Annotated in this window: 22 protein-coding genes and 1 pseudogene; 15 read left to right on the top strand and 8 right to left on the bottom strand. The window is 66.0% G+C overall.

Translation table 11 applies throughout. The features are described from left to right. Window positions 1–142 precede the first annotated feature (142 nt). The 3 genes from Q1V43_RS08270 to hrpB all read right to left on the bottom strand — a co-directional run bounded on the left by Q1V43_RS08270 (window position 143) and on the right by hrpB (window position 4,837). The gene (locus Q1V43_RS08270; RefSeq protein WP_300516399.1) at window positions 143–1,624 is read right to left on the bottom strand and encodes an inorganic phosphate transporter; all 1,482 of its coding nucleotides are present in this window, start codon (window positions 1,622–1,624) and stop codon (window positions 143–145) included. Between the two features lie 171 nt (window positions 1,625–1,795). Then, on the bottom strand, window positions 1,796–2,254 hold the full coding sequence (locus Q1V43_RS08265; protein ID WP_300516396.1) for an NUDIX hydrolase: 459 nt from the start codon (window positions 2,252–2,254) through the stop codon (window positions 1,796–1,798). A gap of 150 nt (window positions 2,255–2,404) precedes the next feature. After that, window positions 2,405–4,837: an ATP-dependent helicase HrpB gene (gene hrpB, locus Q1V43_RS08260; protein WP_300516393.1), complete on the bottom strand. Its 2,433-nt coding sequence runs from the start codon at window positions 4,835–4,837 to the stop codon at window positions 2,405–2,407. A 221-nt stretch (window positions 4,838–5,058) separates the two neighbouring features. Between hrpB and meaB the strand changes: the two genes are divergently transcribed. From meaB to Q1V43_RS08235, 5 genes are all read left to right on the top strand, one after another. Further along, window positions 5,059–6,045 carry a methylmalonyl Co-A mutase-associated GTPase MeaB gene (gene meaB, locus Q1V43_RS08255; RefSeq protein ID WP_300516391.1) on the top strand — a complete coding sequence of 329 codons (987 nt, stop codon included), beginning with the start codon at window positions 5,059–5,061 and terminating at the stop codon, window positions 6,043–6,045. Between the two features lie 303 nt (window positions 6,046–6,348). Further along, the gene (locus Q1V43_RS08250; protein WP_300516388.1) at window positions 6,349–8,178 is read left to right on the top strand and encodes an ABC transporter ATP-binding protein; all 1,830 of its coding nucleotides are present in this window, start codon (window positions 6,349–6,351) and stop codon (window positions 8,176–8,178) included. A gap of 244 nt (window positions 8,179–8,422) precedes the next feature. Further along, on the top strand, window positions 8,423–8,710 hold the full coding sequence (gene rpmB, locus Q1V43_RS08245) for a 50S ribosomal protein L28 (RefSeq protein ID WP_300516385.1): 288 nt from the start codon (window positions 8,423–8,425) through the stop codon (window positions 8,708–8,710). Between the two features lie 133 nt (window positions 8,711–8,843). Further along, entirely contained in the window at window positions 8,844–9,197 is a 354-nt protein-coding gene (locus tag Q1V43_RS08240) for a hypothetical protein (RefSeq protein ID WP_300516382.1), read from the top strand. 102 nt (window positions 9,198–9,299) lie between these two features. Then, window positions 9,300–9,812, top strand: coding sequence for a copper chaperone PCu(A)C (locus Q1V43_RS08235; RefSeq protein WP_300516379.1), 513 nt, complete (start codon window positions 9,300–9,302; stop codon window positions 9,810–9,812). A gap of 86 nt (window positions 9,813–9,898) precedes the next feature. Here the strand turns inward: Q1V43_RS08235 and Q1V43_RS08230 are convergent, their stop codons facing one another. Continuing rightward, a complete protein-coding gene (locus Q1V43_RS08230; protein WP_300516376.1) occupies window positions 9,899–10,594 on the bottom strand; it encodes an NAD-dependent deacylase in 696 nt (231 codons plus the stop codon). A 134-nt stretch (window positions 10,595–10,728) separates the two neighbouring features. On the opposite strand from Q1V43_RS08230, the gene Q1V43_RS08225 reads away from it, so the two are divergent. Beyond that, window positions 10,729–10,974 carry a YdeI/OmpD-associated family protein gene (locus tag Q1V43_RS08225; protein ID WP_300516374.1) on the top strand — a complete coding sequence of 82 codons (246 nt, stop codon included), beginning with the start codon at window positions 10,729–10,731 and terminating at the stop codon, window positions 10,972–10,974. A gap of 39 nt (window positions 10,975–11,013) precedes the next feature. Beyond that, window positions 11,014–11,484, top strand: a complete 471-nt coding sequence (locus Q1V43_RS08220; protein WP_300516372.1) for a low molecular weight protein-tyrosine-phosphatase — start codon at window positions 11,014–11,016, stop codon at window positions 11,482–11,484. Here the strand turns inward: Q1V43_RS08220 and Q1V43_RS08215 are convergent. From Q1V43_RS08215 to Q1V43_RS08205, 3 genes are all read right to left on the bottom strand, one after another. Then, window positions 11,472–11,789, bottom strand: coding sequence for a hypothetical protein (locus Q1V43_RS08215; protein ID WP_300516370.1), 318 nt, complete (start codon window positions 11,787–11,789; stop codon window positions 11,472–11,474). The genes Q1V43_RS08220 and Q1V43_RS08215 overlap by 13 nt on opposite strands. 108 nt (window positions 11,790–11,897) lie before the next feature. After that, complete coding sequence (locus Q1V43_RS08210; RefSeq protein ID WP_300516366.1) at window positions 11,898–12,845, bottom strand: 1-phosphofructokinase family hexose kinase; 948 nt, start codon at window positions 12,843–12,845, stop codon at window positions 11,898–11,900. A gap of 80 nt (window positions 12,846–12,925) precedes the next feature. Further along, window positions 12,926–13,201: an acylphosphatase gene (locus tag Q1V43_RS08205; RefSeq protein WP_366146213.1), complete on the bottom strand. Its 276-nt coding sequence runs from the start codon at window positions 13,199–13,201 to the stop codon at window positions 12,926–12,928. 314 nt (window positions 13,202–13,515) lie between these two features. Between Q1V43_RS08205 and lepA the strand changes: the two genes are divergently transcribed. From lepA to Q1V43_RS08165, 8 genes are all read left to right on the top strand, one after another. Next, a complete protein-coding gene (lepA, locus tag Q1V43_RS08200) occupies window positions 13,516–15,330 on the top strand; it encodes a translation elongation factor 4 (RefSeq protein WP_300516360.1) in 1,815 nt (604 codons plus the stop codon). 410 nt (window positions 15,331–15,740) lie between these two features. Next, window positions 15,741–16,667, top strand: a complete 927-nt coding sequence (locus Q1V43_RS08195) for an AEC family transporter (protein ID WP_300516358.1) — start codon at window positions 15,741–15,743, stop codon at window positions 16,665–16,667. Next, a complete protein-coding gene (locus Q1V43_RS08190) occupies window positions 16,664–17,773 on the top strand; it encodes an NnrS family protein (RefSeq protein ID WP_300516356.1) in 1,110 nt (369 codons plus the stop codon). The genes Q1V43_RS08195 and Q1V43_RS08190 overlap by 4 nt, the downstream gene beginning before the upstream one ends. A 100-nt stretch (window positions 17,774–17,873) precedes the next feature. Further along, window positions 17,874–18,704, top strand: a complete 831-nt coding sequence (gene fghA / locus Q1V43_RS08185) for an S-formylglutathione hydrolase (RefSeq protein WP_300516354.1) — start codon at window positions 17,874–17,876, stop codon at window positions 18,702–18,704. Continuing rightward, on the top strand, window positions 18,701–19,147 hold the full coding sequence (locus Q1V43_RS08180) for a YaiI/YqxD family protein (RefSeq protein WP_300516352.1): 447 nt from the start codon (window positions 18,701–18,703) through the stop codon (window positions 19,145–19,147). Before fghA ends, Q1V43_RS08180 begins: the two co-directional genes overlap by 4 nt. 81 nt (window positions 19,148–19,228) lie before the next feature. Continuing rightward, on the top strand, window positions 19,229–20,164 hold the full coding sequence (locus tag Q1V43_RS08175; protein WP_300516350.1) for a DMT family transporter: 936 nt from the start codon (window positions 19,229–19,231) through the stop codon (window positions 20,162–20,164). 106 nt (window positions 20,165–20,270) lie between these two features. Beyond that, window positions 20,271–21,128, top strand: coding sequence for a 3-mercaptopyruvate sulfurtransferase (gene sseA / locus Q1V43_RS08170; RefSeq protein ID WP_300516348.1), 858 nt, complete (start codon window positions 20,271–20,273; stop codon window positions 21,126–21,128). Between the two features lies 1 nt (window position 21,129). Then, the gene (locus tag Q1V43_RS08165; RefSeq protein WP_300516346.1) at window positions 21,130–22,314 is read left to right on the top strand and encodes an amino acid aminotransferase; all 1,185 of its coding nucleotides are present in this window, start codon (window positions 21,130–21,132) and stop codon (window positions 22,312–22,314) included. A 233-nt stretch (window positions 22,315–22,547) separates the two neighbouring features. Here Q1V43_RS08165 and Q1V43_RS08160 read toward each other — a convergent pair. Next, a pseudogene (locus Q1V43_RS08160) lies at window positions 22,548–22,927 on the bottom strand (ammonium transporter); the annotation flags it as partial.

Raw genomic sequence — 22,927 nt, 5'->3', positions numbered from 1 at the left:
TTTGCGCCGTTTCCCCGCCGCGGGGGGGGATTTTTGGGCAACGTTTACTGGGGGGGCCCCGACGGCGCGCCCCCCGCCCCGACCCGAAAGGAGGGCGCGCGAGCGCGCATGACGTCGCGACGGAATCTCCCCTTTTTGCCTCTTACCCCACGATCGCGTTCAGAACGAAGAAGATAACGGCCGACATGACGGCGGCGGCGGGCACGGTGATGACCCAGGCCGCGACGATGGTCATGAAATGCGAGCGGCGCACCAGCTTGCGGCGGCGGCGTTCCTCGGGCGCGATACGCTTTTCCGCCGGGCGCTTCGCGGCGGTGGCGCGCAGGCGTTTCTCCATGTGCCATTCACGATAGAAACCGACGCCAAACACGCCGCCCACGGCGATATGGGTCGAGCTGACCGGCAGGCCCAGCCAGGAGGCGACGATCACGGTGATGGCCGCCGACAGCGCCACGCAATAGGCGCGCATCGGGTTCAGCTTGGTGATCTGGCTGCCGACCATGCGAATGAGTTTCGGGCCGAACAGAACCAGGCCGAAGGAGATGCCGAAGGCGCCAATCACCATGACCCAGGTCGGAATCGTGACCTTGGCGGCGAAATTTCCGAACTGTTCGGCATGCACGATGGCCGCCAGCGGGCCGACCGCGTTCGCCACGTCATTGGCGCCATGCGCAAAGGAAAGCAGTGCGGCGGAGAAGATCAGCGGCAGGCCGAACAGCACCTTCAGCGACTTGGTGCGGTTCTCCAGCCCCTCGGCCTGTTTGGCGATCAAGGGCGCGGTAACGACATAGGCAATCGCGCCCACGGCGGCGCCGATCATCAGCGCGGTGCCCAGGTCGATCTTGACGATACGCTTCAGACCCTTGATCGACAGGTAGGCGCCGAAGGCCGCAGCCATGATGCCGATCAGTACCGGCACCCAGCGTTTGGCGGCGGCGATCTTGTCCTCCTGATAGACGATGCGCGCCTTGATGAAGGCCAGGAAGGCGGCAGCAATGACCCCGCCCAGGACCGGCGAAATCACCCAGCTGGCGGCGATCTTGCCCATGGTCGGCCAGTTCACCGCGGCGAAACCGGCAGCGGCAATGCCCGCGCCCATCACGCCGCCGACGACCGAATGGGTCGTGGACACCGGCGCGCCCACCCAGGTGGCCAGGTTTACCCACAGGGCCGAGCTGATCAGCGCCGCCATCATCGCCCAGATGAAGATGCGCCCCTGCGCCATGCCGGCCGGGTCGATGATCCCCTTGGAGATGGTCGAGACCACATCCCCCCCGGCCAAGAGCGCGCCCGCGCTTTCAAACAGGGCCGCGATGACGATGGCGCCACCCATGGTCAGCGCATTCGCGCCCACCGCCGGCCCCATGTTGTTGGCCACGTCATTGGCGCCGATGTTGATCGCCATATAGGCGCCGAAGGCGGCCGCCATGACCACCACAAACGATGTCGGGGTCTGGCCGAAGAACACGCCTGCGCCCAGGGCGGCGATGACGATGAAGGCCAGCGCGACCCCCATGCCGACCAGCGGCCGCGACACGTATTGCGTTGCGTATTCGAACTGGCTGATCCGGTTCAGGTCCTTGTCCAGCGTTCGCCACTGGTTGCCTTTGCTACCCTCGCTCATGGCACTCTTCCCCCAAGGTGTTCTGCGCTTGGCTGTCCCCGTTACAAAACGGATGCACAACCGTTCCATTCGGGGCGCACCGCTAGCGTGTCAGGGGCGGCTTGGCAACGGTTCTGTTTGCGCAGACGGGGGCCTGCGGCGCAAAGTCACCACTTCGGGTCGAGTTGGGGATCAGAATGCGCGCAGGAGGGCTTGCAGATCCTCTTCCTGAACCATTTCCGCGGCTTTCTCGGCCGGAACCCACTTGAGGGTACGTTCGGCCGCTTCGGGGAAGTCCTGCTCCAGCCGCTTCACCTTGATCGGAAACACCTTGGCCGAGCATTGCACCACTCCGCCGGTATCCATTTCCTTGTCATAGGTGTATTCGCCAAGTGGTTCGTTCGCCGGTTTGCCATCCTTGACGCCGGCCTCTTCCCAGGCTTCCTGCGCCGCCGCTTCCGGGGCGTTCATCCCGTCGATCGGCCAGCCCTTGGGCAGGATCCAACGCCCGGTTCCGCGCGAGGTGATCAGCAGCACTTCCTTCTCGTCGCCCTTGCCACGGTAACAGAGCGCCGCAACCTGGAACCGGTTGGGGCGTTTGAACATGGGCCGAAGAACCTCGGACCAGGCCTTGTCGAGAAGGTTGGACATTGAAACCGCTCTACTGATCTTTTGTTGTTGTTGAGGGCCTTATTTATGGCAAAAGGTACCGCGAATCAAGTCACTCCCCCCTGCGCGGCCCTGAGCTGTTGCCTTTCCGTCCGGTTCCCGGCCCCCGGTCCGGACGCTTTTCGGTCCGTTTCAGCGCCCTTTTCGCGGCTTCGCCCGCAGGGTCGGGTCGGCCTCCAGCGGATCCTCGGGCCAGGGGTGTTTCGGGTAGCGCCCGCGCATGTCCTTGCGCACGTCACCGTAAGAGCTGGCCCAGAACCCGGGCAGGTCCATGGTGGTCTGCACCGGCTTCTGCCCGGGGTTCAGCAGGGTGATGCGCAGGGGGGGATGGCCAACTTTCGGATGGGTGGCCACGCCGAACATCTCCTGCAGGCGCACCTCGATCGAGGGGTGTTCGCCGGAATAGTCGATCGGCACCTTGCGGTTCATCGGCGTGGTGAAATGCGCCGGGGCCTCGGTGTCGAGCCGCTGCATCTGCCGCCAATCCAGCATCGCGCGCAGGGCGTTCAGGATGTCGAATCGCTTCCAGTCCTCGGCGCTTTTGACCTTGCCCAGATGCGGCAGCAGCCAATCCTCAAGGCGCTCCATCAGCGCGGCTTCGGACATGTCCGGCATCCCGTCCACCAGCGCCACCCGGGCCAGAAAGCGTTTCGCCGCATCCGAGGGGCGCAACCCCAGGTCGCGCACGCCCTCCAGCATGGCGCGGGCCACCACCTCTGCGGGCGCGTCCTTCCAGACCCGATCATCCAGCACCACCGCGCCGAAAACCTCTTGTCTGCGCGCGATCACGCGCCGGTCGCGTTTCGACCAGTTGCAGCGGTCCTCCCAGCGGATCTGATCGCCATGCACCTCGCGCAGCTCGGACTCAGAGATCGCCACCGCCTGCCGGATCTTCGCCTCGCGCGGGTTGCCGTCGGTGTCCGTCACCACGATCAGCCGGGTCGCGGCCAGAGTGTCCGCCGGGTCCAGCACAGCCCCCTTGCCGCCGGAGAGCACGTAACGCGGATCATCCCCCGGACGGCGCAGCCCGACCCGGTCGGGATAGGCCAGCGCGGCCATCTGGGCAGGCGACAATGCCGTGTCGCCATCGACCATGCGCGCCAGTCGCCGGGCCTCTGCCCGCACCCGTTCGATCACGCCGCGATTGGCGGTCCACGGGCGGCGGCCGGCAAATTTTCGGGGATCGCCGAGCGCTTCCAGCCGCAGGCACAGGTCCACCGGAGCGGAAAACGGCAGCGGGTCGCGTTCCGCCAGCAGGGCGGCCAGCCCCGCCGCGCCCGGGCCCGACACGCTCAGCATGTGCCCCAGCCGCGGATGCAGCGGCAGCCGGGCCAACCGGCGCCCGTGATCCGTGATCTTGCCGTCTTGCAAGGCACCCAACTGGGTCAGCAGCGCCTGCGCCTCGCCCAGCACGCCCGGATTGGGCGGGGTCAGAAAGGCCAGGCCGGACCCGTCCGCCGATCCCCAGAGCGCCAGTTCCAGCGCCAGACCGGTCAGGTCGGCCGCCTCGATCTCGGCCGGCGGAAAGGGCGGCAACCCGCCCTCTTCGCCCTTTGTCCAGAGCCGGTAACAGGTGCCCTCGGCCACACGGCCTGCGCGCCCCCGGCGCTGTTCGGCCTCTGCCTTCGACACCCGTTCCGTCACCAGCCGCGACATGCCGGACCCCGCATCAAACCGCGCCCGCCGCGCCCGGCCGGCATCCACCACCACGCGGATGTCCTGAATGGTCAGCGAGGTTTCGGCAATCGAGGTCGCCAGCACCACTTTGCGCCCCTCGGTGGCGGGCGCAATCGCCGCGCGCTGATCCTTGAAGGGCATGGCGCCGTAAAGCGGGCGGATCCGGCAGTCGCCGGGCAGGCGCAGGGTCGAGGCAACCCGGCGGATTTCACCTTCACCCGGCAGGAACACCAGCACCCCGCCCCCGGTCTCGGCCACCGCCTGTTCAACCAGCGCGGCCGCAGCCTGTTCAAGGCGCGCCTTCTTGTCGACAGGCCGCTCCAGCCAGCGGGTCTCGACCGGAAAGGCCCGACCCTCGGAGCGCACCACCGGCGCGTCCGCCAGCAGCCGCGCGACCGGCTGGGCGTCAAGTGTCGCCGACATGACCAGCACCAGAAGATCCTCGCGCAGCGCCTGCACAGCCTCCCAGGTCAGCGCCAACCCAAGGTCGGCATTCAGGCTGCGTTCGTGGAACTCGTCGAAGATCACCGCCCCCACACCGTCAAGCGACGGGTCCGACTGCAACATGCGGGTCAGGATGCCCTCGGTCACAACCTCGATCCGGGTCAATTTGGACACTTTCGCCTCGCCGCGAATGCGGTAGCCGACGGTCTGCCCGGCGGCTTCACCCAGGCTCTCCGCCATACGCTCGGCAGCGGCGCGCGCGGCCAGACGGCGCGGCTCCAACATCAGGATGCGGCCCGCGCAGAGGCCGGCCTCCAGCAGGGCCAGGGGAACCACCGTCGTCTTGCCCGCGCCGGGCGGCGCCATCAGCACCGCGCGGTTCTCGGCGCGCAGGGCGGCCAGCAGCGGGGGCAGGGCATCATCAATGGGCAGGCCGGTTTTCATGGCCCCTTATGGGCGCAGGATCAGCGTGGGTGCAAGATGGCTTTCCACCCCGGCGGGCATGGTCCGAAGCACAAGGCCGGGACCACGATAGTCAAAACGAATAGCATCTTCCCGGTCCCCCGGCACATGATCAGCCGATTCCCCGGCGTTCCCATATGACAAGCGCTTGACGCTGCCCCGGCGGCCCGGGCAAAACAGCGCGAAGCATCGAGGAGGGCAGCATGGACATCCAGAATCTGGCAGGGCGCATTCTGAACGGCGAGCGGCGCGCGCTGGCCCGCGCGATCACGCTGGTTGAAAGCGGCCGGGGCGACCACCGCGCCCAGGCGGCCGACCTTCTGGAGGCGCTGAAACCCGCTGGCCGTCAGGCCCTGCGCATCGGGTTGTCGGGTACGCCGGGCGTCGGCAAATCCACCTTCATCGAGGCTTTCGGCATGCATCTCATCGGCCGGGGGCTGCGCGTGGCGGTGCTGGCGGTGGACCCGTCGTCGGCCCGGTCGGGCGGCTCCATTCTGGGCGACAAGACCCGCATGGAAAGCCTGTCGCGCGAACGCAACGCCTTCATTCGCCCCTCGCCCTCGCAGGCGCAGATGGGGGGCGTTGCGCGCCGTACCCGCGAGGCGGTGGCGCTGTGCGAGGCGGCGGGTTTCGACGTGGTGCTGATCGAAACCGTCGGTGTGGGCCAGTCGGAAACCGTGGTGGCCGAAATGTCGGACCTGTTCCTCCTGCTGATTGCGCCTGCGGGCGGGGATGAGCTGCAGGGTGTCAAACGCGGCATCATGGAGATCGCCGACCTGATCCTTGTGAACAAGGCCGACGGGGCGCTGAAGGATACGGCGATGCGGACCTGCGCCGACTACGCCGGTGCGCTACGTCTGTTGCGCAAACGCCCGCAGGATCCCGAAGGTTTCCCCAAGGCGCTGACCGTCTCTGCCGTGACTGAGGACGGGCTGGAGAAAGCCTGGGGCGAAATGCAGTCCCTGACCGACTGGCGGCGCGAAAACGGCCACTGGGAGGCCCGCCGTTCCGACCAGGCCCGCCACTGGTTCGAAGAAGAGGTGCGCCTGCGCCTGCTCGCCGCCCTCGACACGCCCGAGGCCCGCGCGGCCCTGACCGCGCTGGGTGCGGATGTGGCGGAGGGAGAGATGACGCCCTCGCAGGCCGCCGAACGGATGCTGACCCGGCTGGGCGCCGCGAAAACCGGATAGGCCGCCCGGCGCCTTCCCCTTTCATCTTTCCCGAAATACCCTCGCCGAAGGCAGGAAAACGGAGCCCGGCGACACGCCGGGAACCGGCGTTCCCTTCCCCGCCGGGGTCCGGGTGCCCCGCCTTTGACACACGCTAACATCTGCGCTACCCCTGACTTCGTGACTATGCGGGAGAGCTATTGGATGGATCGGTTCTGGCCCCCATGCCGCGACTGATCGCCGGTCCGGGTCGGGGACCTGTCAGGCTGTGCATCGGCCCCATCCCCTCGGCCATACCCCCGTTTCAGCGCATGGAGCGCAGACATGTTCCGCTTTTTCGAAAACCTCGTTGATCCCTTTGCTCCCCATGCGGGCGACACCCCGCCCGCCACGCTCTGGGCCTATCTGCGCACCCATTTCGGACCGTTTCGCAAATACATGATCTGGATGGCCCTGACCGGCGTCCTCGTTGCGGTGATGGAGACCGGGATCATCTTCTATTCCGGGCGGGTGATCGATCTGATGGGCGGGGCGCAACCGGCCGCTTTCTGGTCCGTCCACGGGCTGGAGCTGGCGCTGGCGGCGGGGTTCATCCTGTTTCTCCGCCCGGTCATGATCGGGATCAATCACCTGCTTCTGGAACAGACCCTTGCGGGCAACATGCAGGAACAGGTGCGCTGGCGGGCGCACAGGCACCTTCTGGGCCAGAGCCTGTCCTTCTTTCAGAACGACTTCGCCGGCCGCCTGTCGAACCGCGTCATGCAGCTGGGTCCGGCGGTCGAGGACAGCACCTACATGGCCTTCGAGGGACTCTGGTACGCGCTTACCTACGTGATTTCGGCCATGGTGATCCTGGGCCAGGTCGATGCGCGTCTGGCCCTGCCGCTGGGGCTCTGGCTGCTGATCTATGTGCTCTACGTGCGCCATGTCGCCCGCCGTGTGGCGGTGGCGTCCGAAAAATGGTCCGATGCGCGCTCGCTTGTCACCGGCCGCGTGGTCGATGCCTATGCCAATATCGAAAGCGTGAAGCTCTTTGCGCAGGGTCAGGGCGAGGAACGCTATGTCCTGTCGGCCCTCAAGCGCCTGCGCCTCAGGTTCCAGCGCTTCCTGCGCCTGATGACAGAACTGTCGATCGGGCTGAACCTGATCAACGGCCTCCTGATCACCGGCGTGCTCGGCCCGGCGATCTGGCTCTGGACCCGCGGGCTTGTCTCGATCGGCGAGGTCGCGGCGGCCTCTGCTCTGGTCCTGCGCCTCAACGGCATGTCGGGCTGGATCATGTGGGTGACAATTCGCCTCTTTGAACATGCAGGGGTGATCCGCGAGGGGCTCAGGTCCATCGCCGTGCCGCATGAGCTGACCGATGTCGACGGCGCGGGGCAATTGGACGTGACCAAGGGCGCGATCCGGTTTGAAAACATCAGCCACCACTATGGCAAGGGCACCGGCGGGCTGGATCACGTTACCATCGACATCCCGGCGGGGCAGAAGGTCGGTCTTGTCGGCCGGTCCGGCGCGGGCAAGTCCTCGCTGGTGAACCTGCTGCTGCGCTTCCGCGATGCCGAGGCCGGGCGCATCCTGATCGACGGGCAGGACGTGGGCCAGGTGACGCAGGACAGCCTGCGCGGCGCGATCGGCATGGTGACACAGGACAGCTCGCTCCTGCACCGCTCGGTGCGCGCGAATATCCTCTACGGCCGCCCGGACGCCGGCCAGGCGCAGATGGAGGCCGCTGCCACCCGCGCCGAGGCGCAGGAGTTCATCGGAACGCTCGAGGATCCGCAGGGCCGCAGGGGCTATAACGCCCATGTCGGTGAACGCGGGGTGAAACTCTCGGGCGGGCAGCGCCAGCGCATCGCCATCGCCCGGGTGATGCTGAAAGACGCGCCGATCCTGGTGTTGGACGAGGCGACCTCGGCGCTGGACAGCGAGGTCGAGGCGGCGATCCAGAAAACGCTCTATGGCATGATGGAGGGCAAGACGGTGATCGCCATCGCCCACCGCCTGTCGACGATTGCCCGGATGGACCGGATCATCGTGCTGGATCAGGGCCGGGTGGTGGAAGACGGGCCGCATGACGAACTGCTCGCCACCGGGGGCACCTATGCCGGGCTCTGGGCGCGGCAATCGGGCGGCTTCCTGGCGGATGAGTAGGCGTTTCGGGGTGGGGCACGGTTTCCGATGCCGCCTGGCGAACATGCGTTGACGGCGGCGGGCGGCGCTGAAAGAAGACGCGCAAAGCACGGATTCCCCTTGCCGACTCACTTGACGGGGGCGGCCAACAGGTCTAAAGACCGCGAACGGAATTCGGGGCGCTGCCATTGCGGCGCCCGTTTGTGTTGACCGGCTTGACGTGGGACCGCCTGCGAACAGGGCCAGAAGAGCAAGGAAAAGAACCATGTCGCGCCGCTGCGAATTGACCGGTAAAGGCCCGATGACGGGCAACAACGTGAGCCACGCCAAGAACCGCACCCGCCGTCGGTTCCTGCCCAACCTGAACGACGTGACCCTGCAGTCTCAAGCTCTGGGTCGCGGGTTCAAACTGCGCATCTCGGCCCACGCCCTGCGCTCGGTGGACCACCGTGGCGGTCTGGACGCCTTCCTGGCCAAAGCCAAGGACGCGGACCTGTCGGCCAACGCGCTGAAAATCAAGAAAGACATCGCCAAGGCCCAGGCCACCGCCTGATCGCCTCCGCGAGACGGTTTAAGCCGCCCCGGCACCCGCCGTGGGCGGCTTTTCGCATATCGGGATGCGCCCCGGTTCACCCGTGGCGATTTGTCCCTTGCCAAGATTCCGCCCGAGGCATAGCCCTTGAGGCATGATCCGTGCGGTTTTCGCATATATTCTGGCGCTCGCCCTGACGATCACCGGGTTCTCGTTCGCCCAGGCGCGCGGGACCACGCCCGATTTCGGTGCCGGTTCCACGATGCAGGTGGTGATCTGTGCCGGGGTCGGCCTGACGACGATCACCATTGGCCCCGACGGCCAACCGGTGAAAACCTCCTATATCTGCCCCGACGCCGCGTCCCATGTCGTGGCCGACTTTACGATGCCGGTGATGGAGCTGCCCGCGCAGCGCCTGATCGCCCGCATCACGCCCGTGACCGCGAACCCGTCACTCGCCCAGCACGCGCTTTCTCCCTCTGCCCGGGGGCCGCCGGGCCGCGTCTGATCCGGGAACCAGCCCCTGGAACCGCCGGTCACGCGCCGGGTTCCGGGCGTGTCTGCGTTCCCTTCCAGACCCAGGACAACCGGACAGACAGGAGAAAACAACATGTCCCTGACCAAAACCCCAGGCGTGGCCACCGCCGCCCTGACCTTCGCCCTGACCTTCGCCCTGCCCGCTTTCGCCGAAAGCAGGATCATGATCGAAGACGCCTATGCCCGTGCCGCCGGTGTGACCGCCATGGCCGGGGCCGCCTTCATGCAGATCGTGAACACGGGCGACGAGGATGACCGGCTGATCGGCGCCAGGTCCGACATCGCCAGGCGGGTCGAGCTGCACACCCATATCGAAAACGATCAGGGCGTGATGCAGATGACCCATGTCAAGGAAGGCTTTGCCATTCCCGCCGGCGAGACCCACCTGCTGAAACGCGGCGGCGATCACGTGATGTTCATGGGCCTGACCGGGTCGATGGATCACGGTGCGTCGGTCACGGTCACTCTGGTGTTCGAAAAGGCCGGCGAGATGGTCGTCGAAATCCCCGTCGACCTGGAGCGCAAGCCGATGCAGGGCATGTCGGGCATGTCGGGCGGGTCGATGGGCCAGGGTTCGGGCAACTGAAGCGCTGCGATCCGGCAGTGAAGGAGGCGGGTGTTTCGGCCCCGGACCCTGCCCCGCCTGACCGGGCGCAGGGACGGTCGGCGGGGTCACTCGGCGGCCAGCACCTCGTCGACCCAGGCGGGCACGGTCCGGGTGGCCGGACCCAGCCGCGCCGCGTCGAACTGGCCCGCGACCGAGCTGGGCTCGAGGTTCAGTTCCAATGTGCGGGCACCCGCGGCGCGCGCCTCGCTGACGAAGCCCGCCGCCGGGTAGACATTGCCGCTGGTGCCGATCGCCACGAACAAAGAGGCCTGGCCCAATGCGCGATGGATCTCGTCCATGTAATGGGGCATCTCGCCAAACCAGACGATGTCGGGCCGGGTTTCCGGCAAGCGGCATTCCGGACAGGGGGCCAGCGGGTCCATCACCGGGGGAGCGGGCCAGCGCGCCCCGCAGCTGTGGCACAGCGCGCCGGACAGGGCACCATGCATGTGCAGCACCTCCGCCGCGCCGCCGCGTTCATGCAGATCGTCCACATTCTGGGTCACGATGGTGATCTTGTGACGGCTGTCGCGCTGCAGCCGTCCCAGCGCCTCGTGGGCCGCATTCGGCGCGGAGTTCAGGCAATTGTCGCGCCGCGCGTTGTAGAAATCATGCACCAGCTCAGGATTGCGCGCGAAGCCTTCCGGCGTGCAGACGTCATTCAGGTCGTATTGCGTCCACAGCCCGTCCTCGTCGCGAAAGGTGCCCAGCCCGCTTTCGGCCGAGACGCCGGCGCCGGTCAGGATCAGGATATCGGTCATTCTCTTGCCTCCATGCCACCGGAAAGCCCGGTCGAGTCGCATGGCGCAGTTCACCCCGTATCCCCCCTGTTGTTCAACCCTTGCCGGTCCCCGTGGCGCTTGACAGCCCGCCCGCCACGGAGGCAGGCTCGGGCATGGCCCTGACGCGCGCAATCGAACCGATGCCGCCAGATGTCCATCGGCGTCTGGACGAGACCGGGTTGCGCCCTGCCTATGACGACCGCCCGCCGTATCAGCGCAACGACTACCTGGGCTGGATCAACCGCGCCAAGCGACCGGCCACCCGTGAAAAGCGCATTGCGCAGATGCTCCATGAACTCGACGGCGGCACCCATTACATGAAGATGGTCTGGCGCAAATCGGCTGGGCCGGGGGAATAGACGGTTCCGGTCGGTCCCGTTTGACGCTACACCCGGATCATGACCATGCGTATTCTTTTCGTCTGTCTTGGCAACATCTGCCGCTCGCCCAGTGCCGAGGGGGTATTTGCCACGCTCGCGGCCGACCTCGACGTGGAACTGGACAGCGCCGGCACCTCGGACTGGCATGTGGGCGAACCGCCCTATGATCCGATGCAGAAAGCCGCGCGTGCGCGTGGCTATGACCTGTCCCGGTTGCGGGCGCGGCAGTTTTCAGCGGTGGATTTCGACCGGTTCGACCTGATCATCGGCATGGACGCGGACAATCTCGCGCGGATCGAGGCGCTGCGCCCGGCGGGCAGTGACACGACCGTTGCCGTCTTTACCGACTACGCGCCAGAAGCGGGATACGATCACGTGCCCGACCCCTATTACACGCGGGATTTCGACCAGACACTGGACCTGGTCGAGCAGGCCTCACGCGGCCTGATCGCGACCCTGTCCGGGCAGACGGAACCTCAGCTGCAATAGGTGCCGACCGCCTCGCCGAACTGCTTGTATTTCTCCCAGAACCGCTCGTCCGTGCGGCGGTCGGACTGGCGCAGAACCTGGGTCTGGTGCGGTTCGTCGAAATACTTGGCCACGCGCTTCTGTTCCGAGCGGTTCAGCATCGCTTCGGCCACGTCCTGCACGCAGCCGCACAGCTGCCGGGTCGCCCCCGTGCGATCCGCATTCAGACAGGCGCGTTCGATCTTGCCGGCAGCCAGCACGCCGGAGGATGTCATGAGGGTGGAGGCGGCCATCAGGCTGGCCCCAAGGATCAGGTTCTTCATCATTCTGCCTCTGTTAGCCGGTTGGATCCGGTTGCTGTTGGCGGCAAGGTAGCAGAATCACATGGTTTTCTCAATCATCCCGACGCCCATGCGCCAAGAGATGCCGACCCGTCAGACAGGCACCACCTCGACCGTGCCCGCCAGCCGCGCCACGTCGCCCGGCAGGCACAGGGCGGTCGCGTCCGACATCACCGCCGCCGAGGCCGCCGCAACCCCGGTTGCAAGGGCTGTCTCCCAAGTCTCCCCGCGCGACAGGGCCAGGGTAAAGGCGCCCACGAAACTGTCCCCGGCGCCGACCTTGCTTTTGACCGGCACCGGCCGGGTCTGCGCGTGCCAGCAATGCCGGTCCCGGGCCAGCAGCGATCCCTTTTCCCCCAGCGCCAGCACCACCACCTCGGCCACGCCGCGCGCCACCAGGTCGTGGGCAAACCCGGCCACATCGGCGATCTCCGGCAGGGGCCGCCCGGCCAGTTCCTCGCTTTCCGCCCGGTCGAGCCTCAGCACATGCTGCCGCGCCGATCCCGCGGCCAGAAGCGCCCGCAAAGGCGCTCCCGACGTGTCCAGCACCAGCTTTGCGCCCAGTTCTTCCACCGCCGCCGCCAGCTGCGTGGGGAAATGCACCGGCACCCCCGGCGGCTGGCTGCCCGACAGCACAACATAGCCGCCCCGGGGCGTGTGATCGGCAATCGCCTCCAGCGCGCGAAAAGCATCCTCCGGCGTCCAGCGCGGGCCGGGCATGACGAAACGGTATTGTTCGTGGGTCGTGGTATCGCTTACCGCAAGAGACAGCCGCGTTTCGCCCTCGATATGAAACGGCACCGTTTCGACGCCTTCCTCGGCCAGAAGCCCGGCAAACTGCTGGCCGCGATAGCCTGCCAGCGCCACGAAAGCCTTGGCGTGGCCGCCCAGCAGCCGTATCGCGCGCGCCACGTTGGTGCCGCCGCCCCCCGGGTCCAGATCCGGAAGGGCGCAGCGCAGCTTGTCCTGCGGCCGCACGTGGCCGACCGAGGTGGACATGTCCAGGGCAGGGTTCAGCGTGACGGTGAGAATATCGGGCATGGGAGGCTTCCGGCAAATTTGGTAACGCTAACATATGCGCCTGTCACCAGCCTCACAATGACCGAGGTCAAACCACCGGATCAATGCCGGATCACAAAGCCGCTGAGCCCGGTTTCGGCCGCGGCCTCCTGTTCATGAACATCCTGAACCCGCGCCGCGCCCGGCCCCTGCCACATGAGGGTCAGCAGCTCGTCCACCGTTTTCCGCTCGCCTTCCAGATGCGCCAGAACCGAGCCGTCACCGCGATTCATCACCCAGCCCGTCAGCCCCAGCTTCAGCGCCGCCGCCCGTGTCCAGGCCCGATAGGCGACGCCCTGCACATGGCCGGTGATGCGAGCTTGGACGATTTTTTGCATTGTCATGGACCCTGATCTGGTGCGGCCCCGGCGCCGAGCCCTTGCCGCGCACGAGCACCACGGATTCCTTCGTTCAAAGAAGAAGCTGGAAAACTGAAGTCTCACTCGAACAAGAGGAATTAGACGGGAGAATCGGGCTTTGCGTCAAGTTTGCGGCCTGGACACCAAAGCCCGTGGCCAACAAGCTGATCCCGCCGCCATTCTCCGGGCATGCGTGCAGGCAAACATAATTGCGGCGAATAGGAACGGTGAAACCGGGCTGAACCATCAATCCCCATTGACGAAACCGCGTTCCCGGCGCATATCCCGCTGTCATGACAGACCTCAAACACATCCGCAATTTCTCGATCGTCGCCCATATCGATCACGGGAAGTCCACGCTCGCCGACCGCCTGATCCAGGAGACCGGGACCGTCAAGGAACGGGACATGCAGGCGCAGCTGCTCGACAGCATGGATATCGAGCGTGAGCGTGGCATTACCATCAAGGCCAACACGGTGCGCATCGAATACACGGCGGATAATGGTGAGGAGTATATCCTGAACCTGATCGACACGCCCGGCCACGTCGATTTTGCCTATGAGGTCAGCCGCTCCATGCGCGCGGTCGAGGGCTCGTTGCTGGTGGTCGACTCGACGCAAGGGGTCGAGGCGCAGACGCTGGCCAATGTCTATCAGGCGATCGACGCGGATCATGAAATCGTGCCGGTTCTGAACAAGATCGACCTGCCCGCATCGGACTGCGACCGCGTGGCCGAGCAGATCGAGGACGTGATCGGCATCGACGCCACCGGCGCGATCCAGGTTTCGGCCAAGACCGGCCAGGGCATCCACGAAACGCTGGAAGCCATCGTCACCGAACTGCCCGCGCCGCAGGGCAATGCCGATGCCCCGCTGAAGGCCATGCTGGTCGACAGCTGGTATGACGCCTATCTGGGCGTCATCGTGCTGATCCGGGTGATCGACGGCACGCTGAAAAAGGGCGAGCGAATCCGCATGCTCTCGACCAATGCCGTCTACCCGGTCGATCGCGTCGGTGTCTTTACGCCCGAGATGAAACCCGTCGACCGCCTTGGCCCGGGCGAGATCGGATTCCTGACGGCCTCGATCAAACAGGTCCGCGACACCCGCGTCGGTGACACGATCACCCATGAACGCAAGGGCACCGAAGAGGCATTGCCCGGATTCAAACCGGCCCAGCCGGTGGTCTTCTGCGGCCTCTTCCCGGTGGACAATGCGGAATTCGAGGATCTGCGCGACTCGATCGAAAAGCTGGCCCTGAACGACGCCAGCTTCAGCTTCGAAATGGAAACCTCCGCCGCGCTGGGTTTCGGCTTCCGCTGCGGCTTTCTGGGCCTTCTGCACCTCGAAGTCATCCGCGACCGGATCGAACGCGAATACAATATCGAGCTGATCACCACCGCGCCTTCGGTCATCTACCACGTCTACATGAAGGGCAAAGATAACGAACCGGGGGAGATGATCGAGCTGCACAACCCCGCCGACATGCCCGACCTGTCCAAGGTCGACCACATGGAGGAGCCGCGCATCAAGGCCACGATCCTGGTGCCCGACGACTACCTCGGCGACGTGCTGAAGCTTTGCCAGGACCGCCGGGGCATCCAGCTGGACCTGACCTATGCGGGCTCGCGCGCCATGGTCGTCTATGACCTGCCGCTGAACGAGGTGGTGTTCGATTTCTATGATCGCCTGAAATCGGTAACAAAAGGCTACGCCTCCTTCGACTACCAGATGGAGGGCTACCGCGAGGACAATCTGGTCAAGATGTCGATCCTGGTGAACGACGAACCGGTCGATGCGCTTTCCACCATGGTCCACCGCGACCGCGCCGAAATGCGCGGCCGTGCCATGTGCGAGAAGCTCAAGGACCTGATCCCGCGCCACATGTTCAAGATCCCGATCCAGGCGGCCATCGGCGGAAAGGTCATCGCGCGCGAAACCCTGTCGGCCCTGCGCAAGGACGTGACCGCCAAATGCTACGGCGGGGACGCCACGCGGAAGAAGAAACTGCTGGAGAAGCAGAAGGCCGGCAAAAAGAAGATGCGCCAGTTCGGCAAGGTGGACATCCCGCAGGAGGCGTTCATTTCCGCGCTAAAGATGGACAACTGAGAAAAGGCCCCTTCTTTCGACGGGGCCTTTCCTTATTTACCTTTGCCGCCACCGGCCGGGCCGTTCGAGCGACCTCCGCCCGAAGGGTTCCCGGTTTGGCTGGGCCAACCGCCGCCGTTGCCTTGTCCTTTTCCCATTCTACAATCCTCCTTGTTTGAATGTGATTTCCATTTATGCGGGAATTGGCCGGGTTCAATACCTGTCTGCGGCTTTTTGGAGTCGTCCCCCACCACGACAGATCCACGGCCGAATTCCCGAGCGCCATCGCGCTTTCAGCAACCGTCCTGTTCCGGTCGCGCGTCAACGGGTCTGGCATCCGGGTTTCCGGATTTCCAGCTGACCGGCCCCCGGGGACCCGTTTCGCACAAGCCCCCCTCGCCAATCTCCCGACCACGTGCTACCGCAGGCTCATGATCGACGTGCTGCTTCAGACCCTGCCCTTCTTCGCCCTGATCGGGCTGGGCTTTGGTGCGGGCCGGACCGGGTTCTTTCCGCCCGAGGCCACGGCCTGGCTGACGCGTTTCGTCTTCTATTTTGCCCTGTCGGCGATGCTGTTTCGCTTTGCCGCCAATCTCCGCCTGTCCGAGGTGCTCTCCTGGCCCTTCATCTGGGCTTATCTGATCGGCACGATGGCGGTTTACCTGCTGGCCACCGGCGTGGCCCTGATCCGCCGCATCGGTGTCGAGGAAGCCGCGGTCGAGGCGCAATGCGCGGTGGTCGGCAACGTGGGGTTTCTGGGCATTCCGATGCTGGCCATGCTGATGGGAGAAACCGCCGTGGGCCCGGTAATGATGGTGCTGGCGGTGGATCTGATCGTCTTCGGCAGCCTGATCGTGATCATCATCAGCGCGAAACGCGACGGGCGGCTGTCACCGGGCGTGCTGATCTCGGTCGGGCGGGGGTTGCTCGGGAATCCGATGATCGTATCGATCGTGCTGGGCTTCGCCTGGTCGGCCTCCCGCCTGCCAATCCCTGCGCCGATGAACGACTTCCTGGGCATCCTCGGGGCGGCGGCCACGCCCGGCGCGCTGTTTGCCATTGGCGCCTCGCTTGCCGACAAATCGGCCGAACGCATGGCGGTGGCGGGCTGGCTGTCCATGGCCAAGCTGGTGCTGCACCCGGCGGCGGTGGCCGGGACTGCGCTGCTGGTCTTTCCGGTCGCCCCCTACTCCGCCACGGTAATGATCGCGGCGGCGGCTTTGCCGGTGGCGGGCAATGTCTTTATTCTGGCCCAGCACTACGGCGTTGCGCCGCATCGTGCTTCGGCGGCGATCCTGCTATCGACCGTGGCCTCAATCCTGACCGTTTCGGCGGTAATCGCATGGGGAACCCGATGATCCTTCTGACCGGCGCCTATCGCCTGTTCTTCCCGGCGGCGGGGCTGTTTGCCGCCGTTGCCCTGCCGCTGTGGCTGGTGATGTACATGGGAGCCGACCTTCTGGACGACCCGTTGAGCTGGCACATGCACGAGATGCTGTTCGGCTATCTCGGCGCGGCCCTGGCCGGCTTCCTGTTTACCGCAATCCCGAACTGGACCGGGCGACCGGCACTGGCGCCGGTGCAGTTGGCGGTGCTGTTCGCCCTGTGGCTGGCCGGACGGCTGGCCATCTTCACAGCTCCCGAGGCGCTGGCCGCCCAGGTGATCACCGCCGCCTTCCTGCCGGTTGTGACCGTGCTGGTGGCGCGCGACATCATCGCCGCGCAGAACAAGCGCAACCTGGTTGTGGTGGGGCTCCTGGCTGCGATGAGCCTGACACAGGCCGTGTTCCTCTGGCTTGATCCGCAATGGGCCATGGATGCGGCGCTGGCACTGGCACTGGTGCTGATGGCGCTGATCGGCGGGCGCGTGACCCCGGCCTTTACCCGCAACTGGCTGAACCGGCGCGGCGGCGGCAAGGTGCCCCCGCCCTTCGGCAAGGTCGACCGGGCCGGGCTGACCGCGACCGGGCTGGTGGCGGCAAGCTGGGCGGCGACCGGCCTGTCGGTGGTGACGGGTGTGCTGGCAGTGGTGGCCACCCTGGCACTGGCGGCGCGGCTGACGCGTTGGCAGGCGAGCCGCGTGGCGCGCGAGCCGCTGCTGCTGGCGCAGCACGCGGCCTATGCCTGGCTTCCCGTGGGAACCGCGCTTCTGGCGCTGGCGAGCCTGACCGATTGGGCCAGCCTCTCGCAGGTGCGCCACGCCCTGGGGGCAGGTGCGATCGGCACCATGACCGTGATTGTCATGCTGCGCGCCCTGCTGGGCCACTCCGGCCGTCCGATCGAGGGGCGGTGGATCGACTGGCTGCTTCTGATCCTGCTGCATCTGGGCGCGGCGCTGCGCGTGATCTCCAGCGGATTTGGCGATCCGATTCCGCTGCTGCATTCGGCGGGCAGCCTCTGGGCGCTCGGCATGGTGCTTTTCGTGATCCGCGCCCTGCCGATTGCATTGGCCCCGCGCAGGTAACGGATCTGCCGCATTTCACCTGTCCCGTGCCGTGCCAGCGCTTGCAACCCCGCGCAGGTTCCGGCACGGATGGGTCAAAGCTCTGCAGAGGATCACTGACATGGAAACCCTTTCCGAAAACGCCTGTTTCGGCGGCACCCAGGGTGTCTACAAACACGCAAGCAAGGCAACCGGCACCGACATGACCTTCGGCCTGTTTCAACCGGTCGAGGCACAGGACGGCCCGGTCCCGGTGCTGTGGTACCTGTCCGGTCTGACCTGCACCCATGAGAACGCCATGACGAAGGCCGGCGCGCAGGCCTGGGCCGCCGAACAGGGCATCGCGCTGATCTTCCCCGACACTTCGCCGCGTGGGCCTGGCGTGGCCGATGACGAGGCCTACGACCTGGGCCAGGGCGCGGGGTTCTACGTGAACGCCACGCAAGAGCCCTGGGCCCCGCATTTCCGCATGTGGGACTATGTGACCGAATGCCTGCCCGAACTGGTCTTTGAAAACTTCGCGCTGGACGCCGACCGCCAGGGCATTACCGGCCATTCGATGGGTGGCCATGGCGCGCTGACCATTGCAATGACCCTGCCCGGCCGCTTTCGCTCGGTGTCGGCTTTCTCGCCGATTTCGAACCCGACGCAATCGGACTGGGGGCGCAAGCAGCTCGCGGCCTACCTGGGCGACGACGAGGCCAAATGGGCCGCCCATGACGCAAGCCTTCTGATGGCTGAGACAGGTTTCGACGGGCCGATGCTGATCGACACCGGCACCAGCGACCAGTTCATCGACCTGTTGAAACCCGAGGCGCTGGCCGGCGCCATCGCCGCGCGCCGCCAACAGGCCACCTTCCGCATGCAGCCGGGATACGATCACAGCTATTTCTTCGTTTCCACCTTCATGGAGGAACACATGGCCTTCCACGCCGAGGCGCTCTACGCGTGATCTATGTGGACGCGGATGCCTGCCCGGTAAAAGCCGAGGCCGAAACGGTGGCGACCCGGAACCGGACCCGGATCGCCTTCGTTTCGAACGGCGGGCTGCGCCCCTCACCAAACCCGCTGGTCGAGATGGTCTATGTCGACAGCGGGCCGGATGTGGCGGACATGTGGATCGCGGAGCGCTGCACCACGGGCGACGTGGTCGTGACCAATGACATCCCGCTGGCCGCGAAATGCATCGAGGCGGGCGCGCGGGTGGTGCGCCCCAACGGCGAGGCGCTGACCCAGGCCAATATCGGCCAGCAGCTTGCCACACGCGACCTGATGACCGATCTACGCGCGGCCGATCCCTTCCGCCAGGGCGGCGGCAGGCCGTTTTCCAAGGCCGACCGCTCGCGCTTTCTGGACGGGCTCGACCGCGCGCTGAGGTTTGCGGCGCAGGACTGACGCAAGCGGCACCGGATTGCGACATCCGAAAACGTCGCGCGCAGGACAGAACACCGCCGCGCCACCGGCGACCCTGTTCCCATGCAGACCCGCAATACCAACCTGATCGGCATCAGCTCGGCCATCACGGCCTCGGTGTTCTTTTCGATCAACGACACGGTGATCAAGTTCCTGTCGGGTGATTACGCGCTGCACCAGGTGGTGTTGATCCGATCCGCCCTGGCGCTTTGCCTGACCTGCCTCGTGCTGATCCCGCTGTCGGGCGGGTTTGGCCAGCTGCGCACCCGCCGCCCGGGTGTGCACGCGCTGCGCGGCTTTCTGGTGGTCATGGCGAACATGCTGTTCTTCATGGGGCTGGCCGCCCTGCCGATTGCCGAGGCCACCGCGATCTTCTTCATCTCACCGCTGATCATCACAGGCTTTTCGGTGATTTTTCTGGGCGAAACCGTCGGCCCGCGCCGCTGGGCGGCGGTGCTTTTGGGGCTGATCGGCGTGCTGGTGATCATCCGCCCGGGCGGCGATAGCTTCCAGCCCGCCGCCCTCCTGCCGCTGGGGTCCGCCTTCGGCTATGCGGGGCTGCATATGCTCACGCGCAAACTGGGCAGCACCGACAGCCCGGTCAGCATGGCCTTTTATATCCAGGTCATTTTCATCCTTGTCTCGGGCACCTTCGGCCTGACCCTGGGCAACGGCGGGTATTCCAACGGCAGCTCGGCGTCGCTTGAATTCCTCACCCGCGCCTGGGGCAGCCTCGATCCCGGCGACACGGTCTATTTCGTGATCCTCGGCCTTGCCTCTGGCCTCGGCGGCTGGATGATCAGCCGGGCCTATGCGCTGTGCGAGGCGGGGCTGGCCGCCCCTTTCGAATACACCGCCATGGTGCTGGCCGTCGCGTTTGGCTGGGTCGTCTTCGGCGAATGGCCGGACAACTGGACCTGGGCCGGTATCGGGCTGATCCTCGGCTCCGGGCTTTTCGTGGCCCTGCGCGAGACCCGCACCCGCCCGGCTCGGCGCTGAACCCACCGGCATTTCCTATTCACGACGCATTGGCGCGAAAGCCTTGCCTCTGCCGCCCACCCTTTGTAGGCAGGGCCGAGCGATGACGTAACCGGGGGCCAGAGCCATGCCGCACAGCGATCCGAAAACCCTTGTCTCCACCCAGTGGTTGGCAGACCACCTGAAGGATCCGGACCTGCGCATCATTGACGCCAGCTGGTATATGCCCGCCGACAACCGCGACCCGAAGGCGGAATATGACGCAGCCCATATCCCCGGCGCGCGTTTCTTCGATATCGACGAGATTTCCGACCTGCGCTCGGACCTGCCGCATATGGCCCCGCCGGTCGAGAAATTCATGTCCCGAATGCGTGCCATGGGGATCGGCGACGGCCACCAGGTGGTGGTCTATGACGGGGCCGGGGTGTTTTCGGCAGCCCGGGTCTGGTGGCTGTTCCGACTGATGGGCAAGATGGACATCGCCGTGCTGGACGGGGGCCTGCCGAAATGGCAGGCCGAGGGCCGCCCGGTCGAGGACCTGCCCCCCGTCATTCGCGACCGCCACATGACCGTGAGCCGCCAGGCCCATATGATCAAGGACGTCACGCAGGTCGCCGCCGCCGCCAAACTGGGCGACTGGCAGATCCTCGACGCGCGCTCCCCGGGCCGGTTCGCGGGCAGCGAGCCCGAGCCGCGCGAAGGGCTGCGCGGCGGGCACATTCCGAACTCGAAAAACCTGCCCTTCGGCGAGCTGCTGACCGCCGAGGGCACGATGAAGGACCAGGCGGGCCTGCGGGTCGCTTTCGACGCGGCGGGCGCGGACCTCAACAGGCCCGTGATCGCGTCCTGCGGCTCGGGCGTGACCGCCGCCGTCATCTGCCTGGCGCTGGAACGATTGGGCCATGACCGCCATGCCATCTATGACGGCTCCTGGTCCGAATGGGGCATGTACAACGACCTACGCGTCGCAACCGGAGAAGACTAAGATGCTGACCAACCTGCAAGCGCAACCCGAAGACAAGATCATGGCGCTGATGGCCATGTATCGGGCCGATCCGCGTGACAACAAGATCGACCTGGGCGTTGGCGTCTACAAGAACGCGCAGGGCGTGACCCCGGTCATGCGCGCGATCAAGGCGGCCGAACAGCAATTGTGGGAAGCGGAACAGACCAAGGCCTATACCGGTCTGGCCGGGGATCCTGCCTATGGCCGCGCCCTGTCGGGCCTGGTCCTTGGCAATGCCGTGGAAGCCGAACGCCTCGCGCTCGCCGCCCAGCCCGGCGGCACCGGCGCGATCCACCAGGCCGCCGAGCTGATCAAGGCCGCCAACCCGGACGCCACGGTCTGGCTGTCCGCCCCGACATGGCCCAACCACCCGGCGATCCTGCGCCACGTGGGCCTGGCGATGGGCGAATACCGCTATTTCGACAATGACACCCGCGGCGTCGATTTCGACGGCATGATGGACGACCTGAAGGGCGCAAAGGCGGGCGACGTGGTGCTGCTGCACGGCTGCTGCCACAACCCGACCGGCGCCAACCTGACCCTGCCGCAATGGTCGGAGCTGATCGCCCTGATGCAGGACAGCGGCCTGGTGCCGATGATCGACATCGCCTACCAGGGCTTCGGCGACGGTCTGGACGAAGATGCCGCCGCCACCCGCCTGGTGGCCAGCGCCATGCCCGAGGTCCTGATCGCCGCCAGCTGCTCGAAGAACTTCGGCATCTACCGCGAGCGTACCGGCCTTCTGATGGCGATCTCGGAGAAAGCGGACCAGACCGCGCTGACGCAGCAAAACCTGAGCAGCCTGAACCGCCTCAACTTCTCTTTCCCGCCGGACCACGGCGCGCGGCTTGTGACGATGATCCTCGAGGACGACGCCCTGCGCGCCGACTGGATGGCCGAACTGGAAGAGGTGCGCCTTGGCATGCTGGGTCTGCGCGAACAGCTGGCCACCGAGCTGCGCGCACGCACCGGCTCGGACCGTTTCGGCTTCATCGCCGAACACCGCGGCATGTTCTCGCGCCTCGGCGCCACCCCGGAACAGGTCGCGAAAATGCGCGAGGACCACGGCATCTACATGGTCGGCGACAGCCGCCTGAACATCGCGGGCCTGAACCGGACCACCGTGCCGATCCTGGCCCAGGCCATCGCCGAGACCGGCGTGTAACCCACGCCCCTCCGACCGAACATGAAAGGCCGCACCCTCCCCGGGTGCGGCCTTCTGTCTTTCATCTTTCCGCAAATATCCTGGGGGTTTGGGGGCAAAGCCCCCAATCGCGCAATCGAGCGTGGCGCAGCCACACATCCAGGAACGCCGGGTCGCGAAGCTCCTTCCGATCACACGAAAAAAGCCCGGGCGCGAACGCCCGGGCCAGTCTTCAACAACTGAGCGGAAGTGGATCAGCCGTTGGTGAACTCCGGATAGGCTTCCATGCCCAGCTCACCCATGTCGAGACCGTTGATCTCTTCTTCCTCGCCAACCCGCAGGCCGAAGACGGCCTTGATGAGGGTAAAGGCGACGTAGCTGACCACGAAGGTAAAGATGCCGATCGCCAGGAAGCCGATGATCTGGGTGACATAGCTCGCGTCCGGGTTGCTGGCGGCCACGATGAAGGTGCCCCAGAAACCGGCGACCAGGTGCACCGGGATGGCGCCGACCACGTCGTCGATCCGCATCTTGTCCAGCAGCGGCACCACGATGATCACGATGACACCACCGACACCACCGATCAGCAGCGAACCGAACAGCGAGGGGGCCAGCGGCTCGGCGGTGATCGAGA

Origin of the sequence: Aliiroseovarius sp. (genome assembly GCF_030148435.1) — a bacterium.
Classification (GTDB): domain Bacteria; phylum Pseudomonadota; class Alphaproteobacteria; order Rhodobacterales; family Rhodobacteraceae; genus JASBTN01.
This window is presented reverse-complemented; position numbering and strand designations above follow the sequence as displayed.